17 protein-coding genes are annotated in these 23,237 nt (G+C 75.2%); 10 read left to right on the forward strand and 7 right to left on the reverse strand.

Going from position 1 to position 23,237, the window contains the following annotated elements; translation table 11 throughout:
• Positions 1-89: 89 nt before the first annotated feature.
• From ABZ452_RS07320 to ABZ452_RS07355, 8 genes are all read left to right on the forward strand, one after another.
• Positions 90-854 (forward strand): hypothetical protein, encoded by a 765-nt coding sequence (locus ABZ452_RS07320; protein WP_357939860.1) that lies wholly within the window; start codon positions 90-92, stop codon positions 852-854.
• Positions 851-2,506 (forward strand): DNA polymerase Y family protein, encoded by a 1,656-nt coding sequence (locus ABZ452_RS07325; RefSeq protein ID WP_357939862.1) that lies wholly within the window; start codon positions 851-853, stop codon positions 2,504-2,506. The genes ABZ452_RS07320 and ABZ452_RS07325 overlap by 4 nt, the downstream gene beginning before the upstream one ends.
• A 276-nt stretch (positions 2,507-2,782) precedes the next feature.
• Positions 2,783-6,172: an error-prone DNA polymerase gene (locus tag ABZ452_RS07330; protein ID WP_357939864.1), complete on the forward strand. Its 3,390-nt coding sequence runs from the start codon at positions 2,783-2,785 to the stop codon at positions 6,170-6,172.
• Between the two features lie 96 nt (positions 6,173-6,268).
• Entirely contained in the window at positions 6,269-6,448 is a 180-nt protein-coding gene (locus ABZ452_RS07335) for a hypothetical protein (protein ID WP_313719185.1), read from the forward strand.
• Between the two features lie 14 nt (positions 6,449-6,462).
• The gene (locus ABZ452_RS07340) at positions 6,463-7,212 is read left to right on the forward strand and encodes a methyltransferase domain-containing protein (RefSeq protein ID WP_357939867.1); all 750 of its coding nucleotides are present in this window, start codon (positions 6,463-6,465) and stop codon (positions 7,210-7,212) included.
• Positions 7,209-8,372 carry a nucleotide pyrophosphatase/phosphodiesterase family protein gene (locus tag ABZ452_RS07345; RefSeq protein WP_357939869.1) on the forward strand — a complete coding sequence of 388 codons (1,164 nt, stop codon included), beginning with the start codon at positions 7,209-7,211 and terminating at the stop codon, positions 8,370-8,372. Before ABZ452_RS07340 ends, ABZ452_RS07345 begins: the two co-directional genes overlap by 4 nt.
• 46 nt (positions 8,373-8,418) lie before the next feature.
• Complete coding sequence (locus ABZ452_RS07350; protein ID WP_357939871.1) at positions 8,419-9,678, forward strand: DNA polymerase IV; 1,260 nt, start codon at positions 8,419-8,421, stop codon at positions 9,676-9,678.
• 115 nt (positions 9,679-9,793) lie between these two features.
• Positions 9,794-10,189: a DUF3040 domain-containing protein gene (locus ABZ452_RS07355; RefSeq protein WP_091268111.1), complete on the forward strand. Its 396-nt coding sequence runs from the start codon at positions 9,794-9,796 to the stop codon at positions 10,187-10,189.
• Positions 10,190-10,477: 288 nt separating this feature from the next.
• Here ABZ452_RS07355 and ABZ452_RS07360 read toward each other — a convergent pair whose 3' ends face one another.
• From ABZ452_RS07360 to ABZ452_RS07370, 3 genes are read right to left on the reverse strand one after another with little or no spacing between them, the layout of a single operon-like run.
• Positions 10,478-12,946 (reverse strand): DUF3488 and transglutaminase-like domain-containing protein, encoded by a 2,469-nt coding sequence (locus tag ABZ452_RS07360; RefSeq protein ID WP_357939873.1) that lies wholly within the window; start codon positions 12,944-12,946, stop codon positions 10,478-10,480.
• 16 nt (positions 12,947-12,962) lie between these two features.
• Positions 12,963-14,261 (reverse strand): DUF58 domain-containing protein, encoded by a 1,299-nt coding sequence (locus ABZ452_RS07365; protein ID WP_357939875.1) that lies wholly within the window; start codon positions 14,259-14,261, stop codon positions 12,963-12,965.
• A 1-nt stretch (position 14,262) separates the two neighbouring features.
• Positions 14,263-15,312: a MoxR family ATPase gene (locus ABZ452_RS07370; protein WP_357939877.1), complete on the reverse strand. Its 1,050-nt coding sequence runs from the start codon at positions 15,310-15,312 to the stop codon at positions 14,263-14,265.
• A 257-nt stretch (positions 15,313-15,569) separates the two neighbouring features.
• Here ABZ452_RS07370 and ABZ452_RS07375 point away from each other — a divergent pair, with 257 nt between their 5' ends.
• The gene (locus ABZ452_RS07375) at positions 15,570-16,379 is read left to right on the forward strand and encodes a cysteine hydrolase (protein WP_357939879.1); all 810 of its coding nucleotides are present in this window, start codon (positions 15,570-15,572) and stop codon (positions 16,377-16,379) included.
• A gap of 221 nt (positions 16,380-16,600) precedes the next feature.
• Positions 16,601-19,441 (forward strand): leucine--tRNA ligase, encoded by a 2,841-nt coding sequence (leuS, locus tag ABZ452_RS07380; protein ID WP_357939881.1) that lies wholly within the window; start codon positions 16,601-16,603, stop codon positions 19,439-19,441.
• Positions 19,442-19,502: 61 nt separating this feature from the next.
• Here the strand turns inward: leuS and ABZ452_RS07385 are convergent, their stop codons facing one another.
• Genes ABZ452_RS07385 through ABZ452_RS07400 form a run of 4 tightly spaced genes read right to left on the reverse strand, consistent with a single transcriptional unit; the run spans position 19,503 to position 22,938 of the window.
• A complete protein-coding gene (locus ABZ452_RS07385; RefSeq protein WP_357939883.1) occupies positions 19,503-20,261 on the reverse strand; it encodes a phosphotransferase in 759 nt (252 codons plus the stop codon).
• Positions 20,262-20,268: 7 nt separating this feature from the next.
• On the reverse strand, positions 20,269-20,982 hold the full coding sequence (locus ABZ452_RS07390) for a VTT domain-containing protein (RefSeq protein WP_357939885.1): 714 nt from the start codon (positions 20,980-20,982) through the stop codon (positions 20,269-20,271).
• A complete protein-coding gene (locus ABZ452_RS07395) occupies positions 20,979-21,701 on the reverse strand; it encodes a glutamine amidotransferase (protein WP_357939887.1) in 723 nt (240 codons plus the stop codon). The genes ABZ452_RS07390 and ABZ452_RS07395 overlap by 4 nt, the downstream gene beginning before the upstream one ends.
• Positions 21,691-22,938 (reverse strand): MurT ligase domain-containing protein, encoded by a 1,248-nt coding sequence (locus ABZ452_RS07400; RefSeq protein ID WP_357940077.1) that lies wholly within the window; start codon positions 22,936-22,938, stop codon positions 21,691-21,693. The genes ABZ452_RS07395 and ABZ452_RS07400 overlap by 11 nt, the downstream gene beginning before the upstream one ends.
• Positions 22,939-23,237: the final 299 nt, after the last annotated feature.

Genomic DNA, 23,237 nt, shown 5'->3' on the forward strand with positions numbered 1-23,237 from the left:
GGGCCGCTGACCGCGTCCCGCACCGCACGATCCACAGCACCATCCACGGGCCAATGCCCGTGGCCGAAACACGACGGGGGGTTGGTCCGATGGCGGGCCGCATGGTGGTCGGTTCCGCCGCCCTTGCCGATCTGGTACGCCCGGCCAGCGCGCCCGACCCGGCGGGCGGCCACCGGGTGCTCCCCGTCCGGCCCGAGCTGACCGGGCTGCTGCCCAACCGCGGGCTGCGGCGCGGCAGCACCATCGCGGTCGGCGCCGGCCAGCCCCGCCGCAGCGGCGCCACCTCCCTGATCCTTGCCCTGCTCGCCGAGGCGTCCCGGGCCGGCTCGTGGTGCGCCGTGGTCGGCGTGCCCACCTTCGGGGCCGGCGCGGCGGCCGAGGCCGGCATCGCCCTGGACCGGCTCGCCCTGGTGCCGAACCCCGGGCCGGAGTGGCCCACCGTCGTCGCGGCGCTCATCGATGGGGTCGACGTGGTGGTCACGGCCGTGCCGACCACGGTCTCCGCCTCGGTCGCCAACCGGCTGGCCGCCCGGGCCCGGCAGCGCGGCAGCGTGCTCGTCCCGTACGGCCGGTGGGACGGCGCGGACGTGACGCTCCAGGTGGTCCGCGGGGTCTGGGAGGGGCTCGGGCCCGGCCGGGGCCGGCTGCGCCGCCGGGAGGTGACCGTCTCGGCCCGCGGCCGGGGCGCGGCCGCCCGCCCCAAGGAGATCAAGGTCTGGCTGCCCGGCGACGAGCTGACCCGGGTGATCCCCCGGTCGACCGGCGCGGGCGCCGTCCGCACCGCCGGCCGCCGGCTCAGCGTGGTGGCCCCGGCCGCCGCCGTCCGGCCGCTCACCGTGGTCGGGTCGGCATGAGCGGTGCGCCGGCGCGGACCCTGCTGCTCTGGTGCCCGGACTGGCCGGTCCTCGCCGCCGAGATCGTCGACGGGGTGCCGGCCACCGACCCGGTCGTGGTGCTGCACGCCAACCGGGTGGTCGCCTGCTCCGAGCGGGCCCGCGCCGAGGGCGTGCGCCGGGGGCTGCGCCGGCGGGAGGCGCAGGGGCGCTGCCCCCAGCTCACCGTCGTCGACCACGATCCCGCCCGGGACGCCCGGGCGTTCGAGCCGGTGGTGGCCGCCGTCGAGGAGGTGGTCGCCGGGGTCGAGGTGATCCGCCCCGGGGCCTGCGCGCTGGCCGCCCGGGGCCCCAGCCGCTACCTCGGCGGCGAGGAGGCGGCGGCCGAGCGGATCGTCGAGCACGTCGCCCAGACCTGCGCGGTGGAGAGCCAGGTCGGCATCGCCGACGGGGTCTTCGCCGCCGGGCTGGCCGCCCGGGACGGGCGGATCGTGCCCCCCGGCGGGTCCCCGGAGTTCCTGGCCGGCCTGCCCGTCGAGGCGCTCGGCCGGCCCGCCCTGACCGACCTGCTGCGCCGGCTGGGTGTGCGCACCCTCGGCGACTTCGCCGCGCTGCCCCCCGGGGACGTGCTGGCCCGGTTCGGCTTCGACGGGGCGCTGGCCCACCGGCTCGCCGCCGGCCGGGACCACCGCCCGCTCGCGGTCCGGCAGCCGCCCGCCGACCTGACCGTCACCGCCGACCACGACGAGCCGATCGACCGGGTCGACGCCGCGGCGTTCGCCGCCCGGACGCTCGCCGAACAGTTGCACGAGCGGCTGGCCGCGCACGGGCTGGCCTGCACCCGGCTCGGCATCGAGGCGGTCACCGCGCACGGCCAGGAGCTGCACCGGGTCTGGCGGCACGACGGCCTGCTCACCGCCGCGGCCATCGCCGACCGGGTCCGCTGGCAGCTCGACGGCTGGCTCTCCGGCAGCAACGGCCGGGGCGGCGCCCGCCCGGCCCGCCCCACCGCCGGGATCATCCGGCTGCGGCTGGTCCCGGACGGGGTGCTCGCCCAGGCCGGCCTGCAACCCGGCCTGTGGGGGGAGACGGGCGAGGAGCGGGAGCGGGCGCACCGCGCGTTGAGCCGGGTGCAGGGCATCCTCGGTCCCGAGGCGGTGGTCACCGCCGTGCTCGGCGGCGGGCGCTCCCCGGCCGACCAGGTGCGCCTGGTCCCGTGGGGCGACGAGCGCCTGCCCGCCCGCCCCGGCCCGCCACCCCTGCCGACCGCCGGACCCCCGTCGCCCGCTGCCGCACCGGAACGGGCCGTGTCCACCCGTTCCCGGGCGGCGGCGTCGGTTCCGGTGCCGCCGTGGCCAGGGCGGATACCGCCGCCCGCGCCGGCCGTGGTGCTGCCCACCCCGCTGCCGGCCGCCGTGCACGACGCCGCCGGCGAGCCGGTCGTGGTCAGCGCCCGGCTGGCGGTCAGCGCCGCGCCGGCCCGGCTGACCGTCGGCGCCGGCCGGCCGGCCGAGATCGTCGGCTGGGCCGGCCCGTGGCCGGTGGACGAGCGCTGGTGGGCGCCGGCCGAGGCTCGCCGTCGCGCCCGGTTCCAGGTCTGCCTGGCCGACGGGGCCGCCCTGCTGCTCGCGGTCGAGGGCGGCCAGTGGCTGGTGGAGGCGATCTATGACTGAGCGGCGTGCCCCGGCTGCGCGGCACGCCGACGTGCCGCGTTGGCTCCTACCCGCTGGAGACTACGAACTTGATGACGTGAACGGATCGCCGCCTGCTCCTGCTCCTGCGTCCGCTTCCGCTTCCGCCTCCGCGATTCATTCGCGTCATCAAGTTCGTAGTCTGCCAACGGTCATCCGCCTCCCGGCGAGGGTGGAGCCAGATCTTGGAGGAATTCGGCCCCTCTGGGGGCCGCGAGGTTCCAAGATCTCGACGCGGAACCGCCCGGGAGGCGGCCGGTGAGCTTCCACAACCCGAAGATGCCCTGGTCCGAGCTGGAGCAGGTGCTCTCCGGGCGGCCCGAGGGGCGGTCCGGCGGGCGGCCCGGCAAGGGACGGCCCAGGGGCGAGCGGCACCTGCACGTGGTGGACCCACTCGCGGTCGACGCCGACGGCGGCGACTCCCCGGCGTGGAGCCGCAAGCGGCAGCAGTACGCGCCGCCCGAGCTGCCCCGCCCCGACGACACGGTGCCCTACGCGGAGCTCCACGCGCATTCCAACTTCAGCTTCCTCGACGGCGCCAGCCACCCGGAGGAGCTGGCCGAGGAGGCCGCCCGGCTGGGGCTCACCGCGCTCGCCGTCACCGACCACGACGGCTTCTACGGCGTGGTGCGTTTCGCCGAGGCGGCCCGCGCGCTGCACCTGCCGACGGTCTTCGGCGCGGAGCTCTCCCTCGGGCTGCCCGGCCCGCAGAACGGCGAGCCGGACCCGCACGGCGCGCACCTGCTGGTGCTGGCCCACGGCCACGAGGGGTACGCCCGGCTCGCCGCCACCATCGCCCGGGCGCAACTGCGCGGCGGGGAGAAGGGCCGCCCGGTCTACGGCGAGCTGGAGGAGGTCGCCGCCGAGCTGCGCGACCACGTGCTGGTGCTCACCGGCTGCCGCAAGGGGCACGTGCCCGGCGCGCTGCTCACCGAGGGTGTCGACGCGGCGGCCCGGGAGCTGGACCGGCTCACCGCGCTCTTCGGCGCCGAGACGGTGGCGGTGGAGCTGACCGACCACGGCCACCCGCTCGACGCCGACCGCAACGACGCGCTGGCCGAGCTGGCCGCCGCGGCGGGGCTGCCCACGGTGGCCACCAACAACGTGCACTACGCCGCCCCGGGGCGGCGCCGGCTGGCCACCACCGTGGCGGCGGTGCGGGCCCGGCGCAGCCTGGACGAGATCGACGGCTGGCTGCCCGCCGCCGCCACCGCCCACCTGCGCAGCGGCGCGGAGATGGCGGCGCGGTTCGCCGCGTACCCGGGCGCGGTGGCCCGGGCCGCCGAGTTCGGCGCGGAACTCGCCTTCGACCTGCAACTGGTCGCGCCGCAGCTGCCGGCGTACCCGGTGCCGCCGGGGCACACCGAGATGAGCTGGCTGCGCCACCTCACCATGGCCGGCGCCCGGGAGCGCTACGGCCCGCCCGAGGCGCACCCGGAGGCGTACGCGCAGCTGGAGCACGAGCTGCGCATGATCGAGGACCTGGGCTTCCCCGGCTACTTCCTGGTGGTCTACGACATCGTCGCGTTCTGCCGGGAGCAGGACATCTACTGCCAGGGCCGGGGCTCGGCGGCCAACTCGGCGGTCTGCTACGCGCTGCGGATCACCAACGTGGACGCGGTGCGGCACCGGCTGCTCTTCGAGCGGTTCCTCGCCCCCGAGCGGGACGGCCCGCCCGACATCGACGTGGACATCGAGTCCGACCGCCGGGAAGAGGTGATCCAGCACGTCTACGCCCGGTACGGCCGGGAGCACACCGCCCAGGTCGCCAACGTCATCTCCTACCGGCCGCGGTCGGCGGTGCGGGACGTGGCCAAGGCGTTCGGCTTCTCGCCCGGGCAGCAGGACGCCTGGAGCAAGCAGATCGACCGCTGGGGCTCGGTCGCGGCGGTCGACGTGGAGGACATCCCCGAGCAGGTGGTGGCGTACGCCAACGAGCTGCAGACGTTCCCCCGGCACCTGGGCATCCACTCCGGCGGCATGGTGATCTGCGACCGGCCGGTGATCGAGGTCTGCCCGGTGGAATGGGGGCGGATGCCCGGCCGCAGCGTGCTCCAGTGGGACAAGGACGACTGCGCCGCCGTCGGCCTGGTCAAGTTCGACCTGCTCGGCCTCGGCATGCTCTCCGCGCTGCACTACGGCTACGACCTGATCGGCATGAGCCTGGACCTGGGCGACATGACCCTGGACGACCCCGAGGTCTACGACATGCTCTGCCGCGCCGACTCGGTCGGGGTGTTCCAGGTGGAGAGCCGCGCCCAGATGGCCACCCTGCCCCGGCTCAAGCCCCGCGAGTTCTACGACCTGGTGGTGGAGGTGGCGCTGATCCGTCCCGGCCCCATCCAGGGCGGCTCGGTGCACCCGTACATCCGGCGCAAGAACGGCCAGGAGCCGGTGACCTTCGCGCACCCGCTGATGCGCAACGCGCTGGAGAAGACCCTCGGCGTGCCGCTGTTCCAGGAGCAGCTCATGCAGCTCGCCATCGACCTGGCCGGCTTCGACGCAGCCGGGGCCGACCAGCTGCGCCGGGCCATGGGGGCGAAGCGCTCGGTGGAGCGGATGGCGCAGATCGCCGACCGGCTCTACGCGGGGATGGCCGAGCGGGGCATCACCGGCGAGCTGGCCGACGACGTCTACCGCAAGCTCACCGCGTTCGCCAGCTACGGCTTCCCGGAGAGCCACGCCATGAGCTTCGCCTACCTGGTGTACGCCAGCTCCTGGCTGAAGCGCTACCACCCGGGCCCGTTCCTGGCCGCGCTGCTCAACGCCCAGCCGATGGGCTTCTACTCGCCGCAGACCCTGGTCGACGACGCCCGCCGGCACGGCGTCGAGGTCCGCCGGCCGGACATCAACGCCAGCGGCGCGAAGGCGGTGCTGGAATCCACCCCGGAGACCCGGTGGGGGAGCCAGCCGGGCGAGCCGCCGCACGCCTGGGGGCTGGGCGGCCCGGCGGTCCGGCTGGGGCTGGGCAGCGTGCGTACCCTCGGCGACGACGTGGCCGAGCGGATCGAGGCGGAGCGGACCGCCCACGGGCCGTACCGGGACATGCCGGACCTGGCCCGCCGGGTCGGCCTGACCGCGGCGCACCTGGAGGCGCTGGCCACCGCGGACGCCTTCGCCTGTTTCGGCCTGACCCGGCGGCAGGCCCTCTGGGCCGCCGGCGCGGCGGCGCAGGACCGGCCGGGCCGGCTGCCCGGCACGGTGACCGGCGCGACCCCGCCCACCCTGCCCGGGATGGAGGCGGTGGACCGCCTGGTCGCCGACGTCTGGGCCACCGGCCTGTCCCCGGAGAGCCACCCGGCCCGGTTCATCCGGGAGCGGCTGGACGCCCTCGGCGCGGTGCCGATCGCCCGGCTGGGCCGGGTGGAGCCGGGGCAGCGGATCCGGGTCGGCGGGATCGTCACCCACCGGCAGCGCCCGGCGACCGCCGGCGGGGTCACCTTCCTCAACCTGGAGGACGAGACCGGCATGCTGAATGTCACTTGCTCCCCGGGGCTCTGGCAGCGCTACCGTCGAATCGCCCGCACCAGCGGCGCGCTGGTGGTGCGGGGTCGGTTGCAGCGGCACGAGGGTGTCATCAGCCTCACCGCGGACCGGCTGGAAGCGATCGAGCCGCCCGTCACGCCGGCGTCCCGGGATTTCCGTTGAGCTTAGTGATCCACATTACGGTTTCCGGGCCCCGGAGGCGGGAGACTCCCGGCACGGGTGGGCAGAGTGGCCCACCCGGGTATGGGGGATGAACCGATGACCTTTCACAGCACGTACCCCGGTGGCGTGGCGAACGCCCGGCGGACCCGGCTGGGCGCCGGTTGGGCGCCCACCCACGAGGTGGAGCCGCGGGAATACCAGGTGACCGAGGGGCCGGTGGCCAACGCCCAGCGGTCCCGCGCCGAGGAGGACCCCGCCGGCGGTGGCGAGTCCTGACCCCGGGCCCGGGGGTGACTAGGCTCGGCGGCGTGGACCGCACCCGAACCCTCACCCCCCGCACCGCCGTGATCTGGGCGGTGCTCCGGGCCGAGCTGGACCGGCGAGCCGGCGAGCGGCTCACCGTGCTCGACGTCGGCGGCGGGACCGGCGGCTTCGCCGTCCCGCTCGCCGAGGCCGGCCACCGGGTCACCGTCGTCGACGCCAGCCCCGACGCGCTCGCCGCGCTGACCCGCCGGGCCGCCGAGGCCGGGGTCGCCGAGCGGGTACGCGCCGTGCAGGGCGACGGCGACGCGCTCGCCGGGCTGGTCGAGCCGGCCACCGCCGACCTGGTGCTCTGCCACTCGGTGCTGGAGGTCGTGGACGATCCCGCCCCGGTGGTCGCCGCGCTGGCCGCCGCCCTGCGCCCCGGTGGCGCGGCCAGCGTGCTGGTCGCCGGCCGGGCCGCCGCCGTACTGGCCCGGGCCATGAACGGCCACCTGGACGTGGCCGCCGCGCTCGCCGCCGACCCGGCCGGCACCGCCGGCCCCCGGGACACCCTGCGCCGCCGCTACGACGCCGACGGCGCCACCGCTCTGCTCGCCGCCGCCGGTCTCACCGTGGAGGAGATCCACGGGGTACGCGTGCTCGCCGACCTGCTTCCGGCCGCCGTGTCCGACGGCCAGCCGGCCGCTCTGGTCGAGCTGGAGCGGGCCCTGGCCGCCCGGCCGCCGTACCGTGACCTCGCCGCCCAGCTGCACCTGTTCGCCCGCCGCCCGGCATGACCGGCCCGGCGGTGGGTCCGCTCGACCGGGTCGCGCCCCGCTACGGCGGCGGCAGCCTGGCCGACGTGCTGCCCAGCGCGCTCGCGCTGCTCGGCGTGCCCGGCGCCGCCGACCTGCTCGGCCTGACGCCCCGGCTGGCCGAGGTGCGGCGGATCGCCGTGCTGCTGGTCGACGGGCTCGGCTGGTACCAGATCCCCACCGCCGCCCCGTACGCGCCGACGCTCGCCGGGTTGGCCGCCACGGTCGGCGTCCCGCTCACCGCCGGCTTCCCCTCCACCACCCCGACGAGCCTGGTCAGCCTCGGCACCGGCACCCCGTCGGGCGCGCACGGGGTGCTCGGCTTCAAGGTGCGGGTGCCCGGCACCGACCGGGTGCTCAGCCACATCGAGTGGGCCGGCGACCCGGAGCCGCTGCGCTGGCAGCCCGTCGCCACCTGGTACGAGCGGGCGCGCGCCGCCGGGGTGGCGGTCACCGTGGTCAGCCGCTCCGAGTACGCCGGCAGCGGCCTCACCCTGGCCGCGAACCGGGGCGGCGACTACCGGGGCGCGGCCGGCCCCGACGCGCTCGCCGAGCGGATGCTCGCCGCCCTGTCGGCCGGTTCCGGGCCGACCCTGGTCTCCGGCTACCACCCGGACCTGGACCGGCACGGGCACCTCAGTGGCGTGGACTCCGCGCCCTGGCGGCTGGCCGCCGCCGAGGTGGACCGGCTGCTCGCCCGGCTGGTCGACGGGCTGCCGCCGGACGCCGCGCTGCTGGTCACCGCCGACCACGGGCAGCTCAACGTGCCCGACGAGCACCGGATCGACCTGGACACCGACCCCCGGCTGCGGGCCGGCGTCCGGGTGGTGGCCGGCGAGCCCCGGGTCCGCTACCTGCACGTCGAGCCGGGCGCCACGGCCGACGTGGTGGCCGCCTGGTCGGCGGTGCTGGACGGCGCCGCCCGGGTGCTGACCCGGGCGGAGGCGGTGGCCACCGGCTGGTTCGGCCCGGTGCCGGAGGCGCACCTGGCCCGGATCGGCGACGTGGTGGTGGTCTGCCGCGGCACGTACGCGGTGGTCGCGACCCGCTCGGAGAAGCCGATCGAGTCTCGGCTGGTCGCCTACCACGGCGCGGACACCGCGGCCGAGATGACCATCCCGCTGCTGGTGGTCCGCGGCTGAGCCGCGCCCCGGCGGGAGTGTCGGACCGGGCGGCTAACCTGCGGGGATGGGCCGCAGCCAGTCGTTGCCCCGGGGCGGTGATCCGCGCTTCGGGCCGGACGCCGACGACACCGGCTGCCCGATCCTGCACGTCGACATGGACGCCTTCTTCGCCTCGGTCGAGGTGCGCCGCCGCCCCGAGTTGCGCGGCCAACCGGTCGTGGTGGGCGGGATCGGGCCGCGCGGGGTGGTCAGCTCGGCCAGCTACGAGGCCCGCCGTTTCGGCGTCCGCAGCGCCATGCCCACGGCCCGGGCCCGGGCGCTCTGCCCGCAGGCGGTCTACCTGCCACCGGATTTCACGCAATACTCGGCGGCGTCCCGGGCGGTGATGCGGATCTTCCGCGACGTCACCCCGCTGGTCGAGCCGCTCTCGCTGGACGAGGCGTTCCTCGACGTGGCCGGCGCCCGGCGGCTCTTCGGCACCCCCACCGAGATCGCCCGGCTGATCCGCCGCCGGGTGGCCGAGGAGCAGGAGCTGACCTGCTCGGTCGGGGTGGCGCCGAGCAAGTTCGTGGCCAAGCTCGGCTCCACCCGGGCCAAGCCGGACGGCCTGCTCGTGGTGCCCGCCGCCCGGGTGCTGGAGTTCCTGCACCCGCTGCCGGTGGCCGCGTTGTGGGGGGTGGGGGAGCGCTCGGCCGAGGCGCTGCACCGGCTCGGCCTGCGCACCGTGCGCGACCTGGCCGAGGCGCCGCCGGGCCTGCTCCGCCAGGCGGTGGGCGAGGCGTCCGCCGGCCACCTGCACGAGCTGGCCTGGGGGCGGGACCCCCGCCGGGTCTCCCCGGAGCACGTGGAGAAGTCGATCGGCGCGGAGGTCACCTTCGACACCGACGTCACCGACCCGACCGAGATCCGGCGCGCGCTGCTGGCCCTCGCCGAGAAGGCCGGCGCCCGGCTGCGCGCGGCGGGCCAGGTGGGGCGCACCGTGTCGCTGAAGGTCCGGTTGGCCGACTTCCGCACGGTGAGCCGCTCCCGCACGCTCGGTGTGCCCACCGACACCGCCCGGGAGATGTTCGACACGGCCTGGGCGCTCTGGACTGCCCTCGCCCCCGGTGAGCCGGTCCGCCTGGTCGGCGTCCGGATGGAGGGGCTGGCCGCGGCGGAGGAGACGCCGCAGCAGCTCACCCTGGGTGCGCCCGAGCGCGGCTGGCGGGAGGCGGAGGCGGCGGCCGACGCGGCGGCCGCCCGATTCGGGCGGTCCGTCATAGGTCCGGCCAGTCTTCTCGGGAAGCGTGATCCGCGGCGAGTTGAAAAACCGACCCGGCCGTAGGTCGTCCCGCTTTCCGACGCGCGAGCCCCCTCGTAGACTTGCGGGTAAGCAGCCGGTTGGCTGCCACGGTCTGTCGGCCCGCCCGGGTCGACCAATGTGACCGGGGAGGAGTGCCGTGCCGCTCTCGGAGCACGAGCAGCGGCTGTTCGAGCAGATCGAGCGGTCGCTTGCCGAGGACCCCAAATTCGCCTCGGCCGTGCGCGCCAGCGACCCGCGTTTCCACGCGCGGCGTCGCGTGCTCGTCGCTGCCGGCGTGGTCATCGCTGGTCTGGCCCTGTTGATCTACGGTGCCGTGATCAAGACGCCCCCGCTGGCCGTGGCGGGCTTCGTCGTCATGCTGGCCTCGTTGGGCTACGCGGTGCAGTCGCACCGCCGATCCCAGTCGCCCGACCTGCACGTGGTCGGCGGCACGACGAGCCGTCGTCGTCCCCGTGGCCGCAGCGGCCGCCGGGGCTCCTTCCTCGACCGGATGGAGGACCGCTGGCGGCAGCGGCCGGAGGGCCACCGCTGAGCACGTCCCGCCCCTGACGAGGGCGGGTCCTCGCGACGGCGGATCGCCGGCCTCGCCCGGCGAGCGTTGTCGCTTCCGCGCGCCCCGATCCTCCCCGCCCGTGCCCGTGCGCGCCCGCGCCCCAGGCCGCGTCGATCAAGAAGTTCGCGTCGGCGTGGGCCCGCTTCCTGACGCAGACTTCTTGATCGACGCGCCAGCTTCGGCGCCCGCGCCCGCGCCCGCGCGCAGGACGGGGTTTGGGACCCGGTCCGGCCCGTCGGCGGGGGAGCGCCGGCGGGCGGAACCGGGTCAGCGGGCCGGTCGGCCCGCCAGGAGACGACGCGGGTTCCAGCGCAGCAGCCGCTGCCGCACCTGCCCGGTCGTGGTGACCAGCCGGGTCGAGCGATCGGTCAGGGCGGTCCGCCAGCGCAGCAGCACCGACGGCGGCAACAGGGCCGCCAGCAGCCGGGTACGCCGGTCCGCCCGCGCCGCGAGGGCGCCGCGAACCGACCGCAGGGCCGGCTGCAACTCCTCGCCGGTCAGCGGGTCGCGGGCGTAGCGGGCCCGCTCCTCGGCCCGGCCCAGCAGCCGGACACCGGTCACCGCATCCGCGTCCTCGACCAGCGCCTCCCGGGTCAGCCGCTCGGCCGTCGTCCGGGGGGTCTCCGTCAGGTCCACGCGGACGTGGAAGTCGACAAGCGTGTCGAGCAGCTCGTCCCAGGCGGCGTGCGCGTCCGCGCGGGCCCGGTCGGCGTCCACACCGACCACGATCTCGCGCGCCTCGCCCCGCTGCCCGGGCACGGAGGCCAGGGTGGTGGCCGCGGGCACGGCCGCCCGGGCGCGCCGGCGCCGGCGCAGCGCGGAGCGGCGCAGGGCCGGCACCGCGAGCAGCACCAGCAGGGCGAGCACGCCGGCCACCCACCACGGCCAGACCGGGCTCTGCCGGGTCGGACCGCTGTCGCCGACGGCCAGGCCCTGGTCGGCGTCCTTGTCGAGGCGGTCCGGGTCGTCCGCGCCGGCCGACGGGTCGACACCCCCGGGCGCGGCGGTGCTTCCCGGGACCGGCGTGACGTCCTCGGGGGCGTCGGTGTCCGGCGCCCAGGCCGAGCGGACCGACCCCTGGACGCTCGCCGCCGGGGTGGCGTCGAAGGGCACCCAGCCGATCCCGCCGAAGTAGACCTCGGTCCACGCGTGCAGGTTCTTGTTGGTCAGCACGTACGTGCCGTCGCCGGCGTTGCTGCCGTTGCTGAAGCCGAACGCCACCCGCGCCGGGATGCCGGCCGACCGGACCAGCCAGGCCATCGCCGCGGCGTACTGCTGGCAGAAGCCCACCTTGGTGGCGAGGAAGTCGGTGATGTCATCCCCGCTGGTGCCGTTCCGCGTCGACAGCGAATAGGTGAACCCGTTCTCCACCGAGAAGTAGTCGTAGATCGCCCGGACCTTGTCGTAGTCGTTCGTGCGGCCCTTGACCAGCTGGTCGACGAGCCGCTCGACCCCGCGGACGGACGGCGTGACGGTCTGCTGCGCCAGCACCGCGTCGTCGGCCGGCAGGGACGGCGCCGCGCGCAGCGCCGCCGGGCTGAACGTGGAGCGGACGTAGTCGAACGCGTAGCGCTTGCCCCGGGAGCTCTCCCGGTTGGAGAAGACGATCTGGAGATTCGTGTCGTAGAGCCAGTTGCCGCTCAGGTCCTCGGTCTTCACCGGCTCCGAGTAGACCGGCAGCAGCGGCATGGTGAGGTTCTTGGTCACCTCGACGCTGGCCCGGTAGCGCTGCTGCGTCACGCCCCGGCCGCCGCGCTCCGTCGGGTCGGGCAGGTTCCGGTTGGCCGGCCGCCCGGTGGGCACCCGCACCCGGAAGCCGTCCGGCCGCAGCTCGTCGGCCACCCCGAAGCGCAGGTAGAACGGCGCCGGCTCGTTGGTGGTCACCTTGACCAGCTCGGTCACCTCGGTCTGGTTGAGCTGGCCGCTGAGCGCGGCGAAGAGGTCGATCCGGCCGGGGCTGCCGCCCTGGCCCGGCCGCCCGTTGCCGGTGCCGGTGCCGTTGCCGACGTTGCTCATGAGCCCGCCGGTCATCCCGGGCACGGCCAGCGGCAGGGCCACCGCCAGGACCACCCCGACAACGGCCAGCCGCCGGCCCGCCGCGGCCAGCGGCGACGCCTCCCAGACGTCGACGTCGCGCCCCTCGCCGGTGAACCGGCGGCCGAACCGGCGTACGCGGTCGACGTTGTCGGTCACCAGCAGCCACAGGTAGCCGCAGGCGCCCACCACGAACGGGGTGGCGGGGACGCTGTCCACGTAGACCGCCACGGGCACCGAGTAGATGGCCAGCATGGGCAGCCCGGCCAGCGCCGGCCGGCGCAACCCCACGGTGAGCACGTCGACCACCACGGCCACCGCGCCGATGCCCAGCACGGCGAGGAAGAGCAGCGAGTCCACGTCCGGCACCTGCACGCCGTAGGAGCGCATGTCCGACAGCGAGGCGGCCAGCAGGTCGCCGAAGTGGGCGAAGGTGGCCGGGGTGGGCACGAACGCGAAGAACTCGGTGCCGCCCGGGAACACCCAGGTCAGGGCGAGGGTGAGACCGGCCAGCATGGCCAGCACCTGGCCCCACAGGGGCGCCCGGGCCAGCCGGCTCAGCGCGGCCGCGCCGGCCACCACGGCGACCACGATGGCCGCCTGGATGAGCCAGGTCCAGCGCTCGAAGATCGCCGACAGCGGGGCCGCCGCCAGCAGGGTCGCCGCCGCGGCGACGAAGCCGAGGTTGCGGTGCGCGGTCACGGGTCCACCCTTCCGGTCATCGCACGCCTCCGGCCACCGTCTCGGCCAGCGCCGCACGCAGCGCGAAGCCCTGCGACCCGCGGCCCGCCTGTGGCCAGAGCACCGGCAGCCGGTTGCCGTGCTCCACCCCGATGACCCGCCAGCCGCTCTGCAGCAGGGCGAGCGCGGCGGCGCCGTGCGCGTGCTCCGCCTCGGCCCGGGCCTTCGGCGGCAGGTTCAGCCATGTGTTGCTGTCGAGCAGGAAGGCCACGCAGGTGGCGCCGTTGCCGCGCAGCCCGGCGAGCAGCTCGGCTTCGGCGGTGCTCAGCGTGCCGAGCAGCGCGATGATCAGCCCGCCGTCGGACCGCTGCCGGACCTGCTGCACCAGCGTGGTCAGCTCGCCGCGCTTGTCCAGGTGCACCTCGGCGAGGTGGTCGAGGAGCACGCCCTCGCCGCCCGCCTCGGTGGCGTCCACGTCCGCGCCGTTGCCGGTGACCAGGCGCAGCTTGTAGCCGGCCTGACGCAGGTGCACGGCGATGCTGGCGGCCGTCGAGACCGCCCACTCGAAGCTCGCGGTGGGCCCCTCGCCCCGGTGCCCGACGGCGCGGGTGTCCAGCACCACGGTGGCCCGGCTCTCCCAGGGCTGCTCCTCCCGGCGCACCATCAGCTCGCCGGTGCGGGCCGTCGACTTCCAGTGCACCCGGCGCAGGTCGTCACCCATCCGGTACTCCCGGGTGGCCGCGTCGTCCTCGCCGTGCACCGCCACCGAGCGGGCCCGGCTGTCGCCGCTGCCCGCGTACTCGCCGGGGAGGCGGACCGGTGGCAGCGGGGTGACCTGCGGGATCACCGTGAGGTGGTCGGTGCTGGGGAAGGCCCGGCTCAGCTCGCAGAGCCCGAACGGGTCGGTCAGCCGGATCACCAGCGGCCCGACCTCGTAGCGGCCGCGCACGTCGGCCCGGACCGTGTACGCCACCGAGCTGGCCTGGTGGGCGCCGAGGCGCTCCAGCACCACCCGCGGGCGGCTGCCCAGCGCGTAGGGCAGCCGGTCCTCCAGCAGCAGGGTGCCGGTGGGCAGCCGGGACAGGTTCTGCAGCCGCAGCACCACCCGCGAGTTCGCCCCGACCGGCACCCGGTGCGGCTCCAGGGACCGGTTGCAGGCGAGCTTGTAGCGGCTGCGCCCGACGTAGGCCGCCGCGAGCAGCGGCAGGATGGCGAGCAGGACGGCCACCCGGAGCAGGTCCTTCTCGCCCAGGATGGCGGCGGAGATCGCGGCGGCCACCGCGGCCGCCAGGAAGGATCGGCCGCGGGTTGTCAGCCCTCGCAGCCCGTCGCGCACGTCACGGCCTCCGCGGCTCGTACGGCCCGCGACCGGTGTTGCCGGGCCGGGTGTCGTACGGGGAGCGCTTGCGGTCGTGCGGGAGCGGGAGGCGGTGCACCAGCTCGGCGACGATCGCGTCGGTGGTGCGCCGGGCCAGCTGCGCGTCGGCGGTCGGGATGATCCGGTGCGCCAGCACGGGCACCGCGAGGGCCTGGAGGTCGTCCGGCAGGACGTAGTCGCGGCCCTCCAGGGCGGCCACCGCGCGGGCGGTGCGCAGCAGCTGGAGGGTGGCCCGCGGGGACGCGCCGAGCCGCAGGTCGGGGGCCTCGCGGGTGGCGGTGACCAGGTCGATGGCGTACTGCTTGACGGCGTCGGCGACGTGCACCTGCCGGACGTGCCCGATCAGCCGGCGGACGGTGGCCGCGTCGGAGACCGGTCGCAGCTCGTGCAGCGGGTCGGTGGCGCCGTGGCCGTCCAGCATGGCCAGCTCGGCGCCCGCGTCCGGGTAGCCCATCGCGATCCGGGCGGTGAACCGGTCGCGCTGCGCCTCCGGCAGCGGGTAGGTCCCCTCCATCTCGATCGGGTTCTGCGTCGCGATCACCATGAACGGCGTCTGCAACTGGTAGGTCACGCCGTCGACGGTGACCTGCCGCTCCTCCATGCACTCCAGCAGCGCCGACTGGGTCTTCGGGGAGGCCCGGTTGATCTCGTCGCCGACCACCAGGTTGGCGAAGACGGCCCCCGGACGGAACTCGAAGTCGTGCGTCTCCTGGTTGTAGACGCTGACACCGGTGACGTCGCTGGGCAGCAGGTCGGGGGTGAACTGGATCCGGCGCACCGAGCAGTCGATCGAGCGGGCCAGGGCCTTGGCCAGCTTGGTCTTGCCGACGCCGGGCACGTCCTCGATCAGGAGGTGGCCCTCGGCCAGCAGCACCGCCAGGGCGAGCCGGACGGTGGCCGTCTTGCCCTCGATGACCTGCTCGATGTTGGCCACGATGGCCTCGCTGGCGGCGCGGAACTCGTCGTGCGGCAGCAGACCGCCCACCTCGTCCCAGGTCTGTTGTGTCACGGGCCTCCTCCTCGTCGCCGGACGGCAGCTCTGTATAGAGCACCTGGACCCGCCGTTGGGTTCGCGACGCCGAGCCTCTTCTGCCGCAAAAATCTCACTGGTCTCTCAGGCTAACCATGTTTCTCGTTGTCGCCGACCCCCGCAGGCCGTCGGCCGGTTACGCCCGGAATATTCGCCGGACCGGGGGACGTGTGGCCGGCTCGCACGCGGGTAGCCCGGTCCCGGTTCCTGTGCCAAGGGCGGCGGGAGGTGGGCCGGTGCGGCGGGATCGGAACATCTACGGCGACACCGGTGACGGCGGGGTCCGGCTGGGCGGCGGGGCGGCCCGCTGGCACCTGTACGACGACCACGTGCACCTCACGCCCCACCACACCGGCGGCCGGCTGGCCCGTTTCGACGCCGAGCTGCTGCCCTTCGTCGAGGACCTGGACGCCTGCGCGCTGGCCGTGATCGACATGCAGAACGACTTCTGCGCGCCGGGCGGCTGGACGGACCGGTCCGGGCTGGACCACACCGCGTGCCGGGCGGCGATCCCCGGGGCGGTACGGGCGGTGGAGGCCGCCCGGCGGCACGGCGTGCCGGTCATCTGGATCTACTGGCACAACCGGCCCGACCTGCGGAACCTGGGCGCCCCGACGCTCTGGTCGTTCAAGCACCGGCTGGACCAGGCGGGCATCGGCGAGGACCTGGACCGGGGGCGGGTGCTGACCGAGGGGTCCTGGGGCGCCGCGCTGGTCGACGAACTGGCGGCGCTGGTCGACCCGGACGACATCCACGTGGAGAAGTTCCGCATGAACGGCTTCCACGGCACCCAGCTCGACCAGGTGCTGCGCACCCAGGGGCTGCGCACGCTCTTCCTGGCCGGGGTCAACGTCGACCAGTGCGTGAGCACCACCATGGAGGACGCCTACTTCCGGGACTACGCGGCGGTGCTGCTGACCGACGCCACCGCGACGTCGAGCCCCGAATACTGCAAGGAGGCGGTGATCTTCAACGCCAAGCAGTGCTGGGGGTTCGTCGCCGACACCGAGCGGTTCGCCCGGCCCGATCCGTACCCGCCGGCGTGACCCCGCCGCGCCGCGCCGTCCCACCTGCCGGCAACGGGCGCGAGGCGCGGCCGGCCGGCGGGGTACACTGCCGGTCATGGCCGGAGTCTTCCTGCTTCTTACCGAGCCGTGCTGATGCGCTGAGCGCGCGACAGCACGGCGGCCCCTCCTGCGCGAGGGGCTTTTTTGTGCCCGCAGCAGACCTCCCATATCCGACATGACCCGCGCCGAGGAGACACGCCATGAGTGAGGCAGCCGCACCGGCGACCGACATCCCCCCGTTCCGGTACACCGCCGCCCTGGCCGAGGAGATCGAGCACCGCTGGCAGGACGCCTGGCAGCGGGAGGGCACCTTCCACGCGCCGAACCCGGCCGGTCCGCTGGCCGACCCGGACCACCCGCGGGCGGGCGCCGAGAAGCTGTACGTGCTGGACATGTTCCCCTACCCCTCCGGCGCCGGCCTGCACGTCGGCCACCCGCTGGGCTACATCGGCACCGACTGCTACGCCCGCTACCAGCGGATGGCCGGGCGCAACGTGCTGCACGCGATGGGCTTCGACGCGTTCGGCCTGCCCGCCGAGCAGTACGCGGTGCAGACCGGCACCCACCCCCGCACCACGACCGTGGCCAACATCGAGCGGTACAAGGCGCAGCTGCGCCGGCTGGGCCTGGGCCACGACGAGCGGCGGTCCGTGGCGACCATCGACACCGACTTCTACCGCTGGACCCAGTGGATCTTCCTGCAGGTCTTCAACTCCTGGTACGACGCCGACGCGCGCCGGGCCCGCCCGATCGCCGAGCTGATCGCCGAGTTCGAGGGGGGCACCCGTCCCACCCCGGACGGCCGGCCGTGGTCCGAGCTGACCGTGGGCGAGCGGCGGAAGATCGTCGACGACCACCGGCTGGCGTACGTCTCGGAGGCGCCGGTGAACTGGTGCCCGGGCCTGGGCACGGTGCTGGCCAACGAGGAGGTCACCGCCGACGGCCGCTCCGAGCGGGGCAACTTCCCGGTCTTCAAGCGGAACCTGAAGCAGTGGATGATGCGGATCACCGCGTACGGGGACCGGCTGCTGGAGGACCTGGACACGCTGGACTGGCCCGAGCCGATCAAGCTGCAGCAGCGCAACTGGATCGGCCGGTCCACCGGCGCGCACATCGACTTCCCGACCGAGCGCGGCCCGGTTCGCGTGTTCACGACCCGGCCGGACACCGTCTTCGGCGCCACCTACATGGTGCTGGCCCCCGAGCACGAGATGGTCGACGTGCTGGTGCCGGCCGCGTGGCCGGCCGGGACGAAGGACGCCTGGACCGGCGGGCACGCCAGCCCGCGGACCGCCGTGGAGGCGTACCGGAAGGCCGCCGCGGCCAAGACGGACGTGGAGCGGCAGGCGGAGACCAAGGAGAAGACCGGCGTCTTCGTCGGCGCCTGGGCGACCAACCCGGTCACCGGCGGGCAGATCCCGATCTTCATCGCCGACTACGTGCTGGCCGGCTACGGCACCGGCGCGATCATGGCGGTGCCGGCCCAGGACGAGCGCGACTGGGAGTTCGCCGAGGTCTTCGACCTGCCGATCGTGCGCACCGTGCAGCCGGCGGAGGGCTTCGCCGGCAAGGCGTGGACCGGTGACGGCCCGGCGATCAACAGCGCCGCAGCCGACCGCGGCCTGGACCTGAACGGCCTGGGGGTGGCCGACGCCAAGGCGCGGATCATCGAGTGGCTGGAGGCCACCGGGCACGGCGCCGGCGCGGTCACCTGGCGGCTGCGGGACTGGCTGTTCTCCCGGCAGCGCTACTGGGGCGAGCCCTTCCCGATCGTTTACGACTCCACCGGGGCGCCGATCGCGCTGCCCGAGTCGATGCTGCCGGTCGAGCTGCCCGAGGTGGACGACTTCTCCCCGAAGACGTTCGACCCGGAGGACGCCGACAGCAACCCGGAGACCCCGCTGTCCCGGCGGCGCGACTGGGTGGAGGTGGAGCTGGACCTGGGTGACGGGCCGAAGCGCTACACCCGGGAGACCAACGTGATGCCGCAGTGGGCCGGCTCCTGCTGGTACGAGCTGCGCTACCTGGACCCGACCGACTCGCGGCGCTTCGCCGAGCCGGAGAACGAGGCGTACTGGATGGGGCCGCGCGGCGCGGGCGACTGCGGCGGCACCGACCTGTACGTGGGCGGCGCCGAGCACGCCGTGCTGCACCTGCTGTACGCCCGCTTCTGGCACAAGGTGCTGTACGACCTGGGCCACGTCTCGTCCTTCGAGCCGTTCCGGCGGCTGTTCAACCAGGGCTACATCCAGGCGTACGCGTTCACCGACCCGCGCGGCGCCTACGTGCCGGCCGAGGAGGTCGTCGAGGTCGACGGCCGCTACTTCCACGGCGAGACGGAGGTCAAGCGCGAGTACGGCAAGATGGGCAAGTCGCTGAAGAACGTCGTCACCCCGGACGACATGTGCGCGGCGTACGGCGCGGACACCTTCCGGGTGTACGAGATGTCGATGGGTCCGCTGGAGGTGTCCCGCCCGTGGGAGACCCGGGCGGTGGTCGGTTCCTACCGGTTCCTGCAGCGGGTCTGGCGCGCGGTGGTCGACGAGCGGACCGGCGCGCTGCGGGTCACCGATGCGCCGGCCGACGAGGCCACCCGGCGGCTGCTGCACAAGGTGATCGACGGGGTCCGCGGCGACATGGAGGCGATCCGGTTCAACACGGCCATCGCCAAGCTGATCGAGCTGACCAACGGGCTGACCCGCCTGACGGAGACGCCGCGCGAGGTGGCCGAGCCGCTGGTGCTGATGGTGGCCCCGTTCGCCCCGCACATCGCCGAGGAGCTGTGGCGGCGGCTGGGCCACGACACCTCGCTGGCGTACGCGGACTTCCCGACGGCCGACCCGGCGCTGCTGGTCGCCGAGACGGTGACCTACCCGGTGCAGGTCAACGGCAAGGTCCGGGGCCGGGTCGAGGTGGCCGCCGACGCCGCCGAGGACGACGTCCGCGCGGCCGCGCTGGAGGCCGTGGCCGGCGCGCTGGCCGGCAAGGAGCCGCGCAAGGTCATCGTGGTGAAGGGCCGGATGGTCTCGGTCGTCGCCTGACCCTGCCGATCCATCGGAGGCGCGTCCCGGGTTCGGGGCGCGCCTCCGGCATGTTCCACGGTCAACCGGTCCGGAGCGCCGTCTCGACCGTCGGGCGGTGCCGGAGCAGCCAGTCGTGCCAGCCGCGTACCGCGTCGACCGCGCCCGCCGACCGGAGCCGGCGCATGCCGGGCTCGTCCCGGTCGGCGCCGGCGTCGATGCCCCGCCACGTGCCGTCGAGCTGGTCGAGCATGACGGCGACCAGCTCGCCCCGGGGCAGGGCCACCCCGGGGGCCGCCGCCTCGTAGGCGTCGCACAGCAGCCGGCAGCGCCGGGCCAGCTCGGCCGGGTCGGCGTCGCCGCCCAGCGCGGCCCAGTGCCAGCCGGCGAAGGCCACGTCCTCGATCCGCCGGCCCGGCCCGGCCAGGTCCCAGTCCAGGAACGCCACCGGAAGCGGCCCGGCCGGCGCGTCCCGGTAGACGGTGTTCTTCGGCGACAGGTCGCGGTGGCAGACCGTCTCCGCGTCGCCGGCCAGCGGGCTGCCGGCGCAGGCGTCGTGCAGCGCCCGGATCAGCTCGGCCAGCCGGGTCAGCGCGGCGTCGGAGAAGAAGGATGCGTCCTCCCGGTCCCGCCAGGGCACCAGCCCGTCGAGGTGGGTCAGCACCTGCCGGCCCTGTTCGTCCACCCCGAGGTACGCGGGCGCGAGCCCGGGCGCCGTGGCGGACAGGCGGCGCAGCAGGGCGGCCACGAAGTCGGCTCGGGCCGGGGGAGTGCGGCGCACCGTGTCGCCGATCCGGACCACGGCGGTGACGAAGCCCCCGGGCAGCCGTTCCTCGCCCACGGTCAGCTCAGCTCGGGCCGAGACGGCGCTGCCGCTCCGCGCGCCACCAGCGGTGGATGATGAGCACGCTGGCGATCAGGCCGAGGCTGGCCGGGGCGGCGGCGTACCAGTTGATCGAGCCGGGGGAGCTGACCGCCGCGCCGATGGCCGCGTAGCCGATCGCGGTGGGGGCCGCGGCGATCACGCTGCCGGCCAGGAACGGCAGCACCCGCGCCCCGGTGGTGCCGTAGCCGTAGCTGACCAGCCCGAACCCGGCGATCGGCAGCAGCCGGACGGTCATCACGCCGAACACGCTCTGCCGGGCGAACCAGCCGTCCAGCCGGGCCAGCCGGCCACGGACCCGCTCGGCGACGAACTGCCGGCCCAGCAGGCGGCCGACCGCGAAGCCGACGGCCGCCGCGAGCAGTGCCGCGCCGAGGGCGTAGGCGGCACCCTGCACCGGGCCGAAGATCGCCCCGGCGGCCAGCGTGACGAAGGTACGCGGGACCAGCGCCACGAGCAGCAGCGCGCCGCCCACCACGGCGGCGACCGGCGCGTACCCGCCGAGCGAGTGGGCCAGCCGGGGCAGGTCGCCCGGGTCCGGGCGGGGGACCAGCAGCAGCGTGACACCGCACCCGGCCAGCAGCAGGAGCAGCACCGCGAACCGGCGCGCCGACGGCTGCCGGAGCAACCGGACGAACCGGCTGGTTCGTCGCCGCCACGGTCGGGCGGCGCCGATCATGCCCTCGCGGCGGCGGCCACCGCGGCGCGGCGCTCGGACCGGAGCCGGTCGGCCCAGGTGTCGTCGAGCGGGGGGAGCTGGTGGACGCCGGTGGCCCAGCGCAGCAGCAGGTCGGCCAGGTGGGGGTTGCGGGCCAGCGCCGGGCCGTGCGAATAGGTGCCGAGCAGCTTGCCGCGCCAGGCGCCCTCGGTGGTGCCGTCGTTGCCGACCCCGGCGGTCACCCGGGCCAGCGGCGACACGCCGGGGCCGAGGTGGGTCCGCCCGCCGTGGTTCTCGAACCCGGTCAGGTAGGGGATGCCGAGGCGCGGGTCGACCTCGCCGGCCAGCTCGCCGACCGCCCGGGTGGGACCCCGGTCGGAGGAGAGGTCCAGCAGCTCCAGCCCGGTGCAGCGGGTGCCCTTGGCGAAGAAGGAGGTGCCCAGCAGCTGGTAGCCGGCGCAGACGCCGAACACCACCGAGCCCTGCGCCACCGCCCGGTGCAGGCCGCCGTCGGCGATGAGCCGCTGCGCGCCCAGCGCCTGCGGGCCGTCCTCGCCGCCGCCGATGAGGTAGATGTCGGCGGTGGCGGGCAGCCGCTGGTCGGAGCGGACCTCCAGCACCTCGACCGGCATGCCGCGCAGCTGGGCCCGGCGGGCCAGGATCAGCGCGTTGCCCCGGTCGCCGTAGGTGGACAGCAGGTCGGGATAGATCCAGACGATGCGCAGGCTCTCAGTTGACACGGTCCAGCTCCGCTCGGATGTCCTGGAAGGCGGTGTAGTTGGCGATGACCTCCAGCCGGCCCGGCGGCACCGCCCGGACCGCGTCGTCGAAGGTCCGGACGTGCTGGAACGGCACGCCGTTGACGTCGAGCCGGACCGCCAGGTCGTACGCCCGGTCGCCGGTGATCAGCACCTGCCGGCCGCCCAGCGGGGAGAAGTCGACGTCGAAGAGCCAGGAGGTGTCCATCCCGTCGGGGTCGCGGGCGTTGATGGAGAGCAGTGTCGGCGCGACGTCGGCCATGTCGAACGCCTCCAGCCAGCTGGCCGGGTTCTTGGCCAGCAGCAGCCGGATGTTGCGCCCGTCCCGGTCGACCTGGGCGTAGCGGCCGGCCACCGAGGTGACCACCCCGAGCCGGGAGACCGCGTCCACGGGGCGTACGCCGAACTCGGCGGCGACCGCCAGGGCGGTGGCCGCGTTGCCGAGGTTGACCTTGCCGGGTAGCTGGAGCTGCACCTTGTGCCAGGCGCCGGTGGGGTCGAGCACGCCGTCGTCCTCGACGGTCCACTGCGGCTGGGGGCGGCGCAGCGGGCAGCCGGTGCACCACCACTGCTCGCCGGAGCGCTGGATGGTGGAGCCGCACTCGGGGCACACCCAGGAGTCGTCGTGCCAGCGCTGGCCGGCGCTGAACCAGGTGACGTGCGGCGGGACGTGGCCCTGTGCCGGGTCGGCCGGCGGGGTGGCGGCCCACACGACCATCGGGTCGTCGGCGTTGGCGACCACCCGCACGTCGGTGTGCCGGACCAGCGCGGCGCGCCAGAGCTGCGCCATCATGGCGACCTCCTTGGCCCGGTCGAGCTGGTCGCGGGAGAGGTTGAGCAGCGCCACGACGTGCGGCTCGGTGGCCTCCAGCACCTGGGCGAGGTAGTGCTCGTCCACCTCCAGCACGGCGTAGGGGGTGCTGCCGGCCTTGGCCAGCGCCGAGGTGTGCCCGGTGGGCATGTTGGCGCCGAAGGAGTTGGTGGCGACCCGGCCGAGCACGCCGACGGCGGCGGTGGTGAGCCGGGTGGTGGTCGTCTTGCCGTTGGTGCCGGACACCAGGGCGATGGCCCGCCCGGCCGAGAGGTGGGCGAGCAGGTCCGGGTCGATCTTGAGGCCGATCCACCCGCCGATGACCGAGCCGTCGCCACGGCCCGCGGCCCGCGACAGCGCCGCGGCGGTCCGCGACACGGAGCTGGCCACCTTTGCCCGCAGGGGCATCTTCGCGTCCGTCACCCGAGCGAGGTTACCGGACCGCCGGGCCCCCCAGATCGCCGCCGACGGCGATCCGTTCGGCCGGGGACGTCCGGCGGACGGCCACCGCGTGCTCCGCCGGACGGAGTCGATCAATGTCGGGAAGCGGACCGCCCTCGGGGCGCGCCGCGCCCCTCCACTCCGCCCCACCCCCGTTGACGTGCTGTTTTGCGCGCGCAAACGACGCGCCACGCGGGCGTTTCTGGTTGCGGGTGGAGGGAAGTGGAGTAGAGTGGGGCGCGATGGTGAGGCCGGGAGGGCCACAC

The organism is Micromonospora sp. NPDC005707, from assembly GCF_040631005.1.
Lineage (GTDB): Bacteria > Actinomycetota > Actinomycetes > Mycobacteriales > Micromonosporaceae > Micromonospora.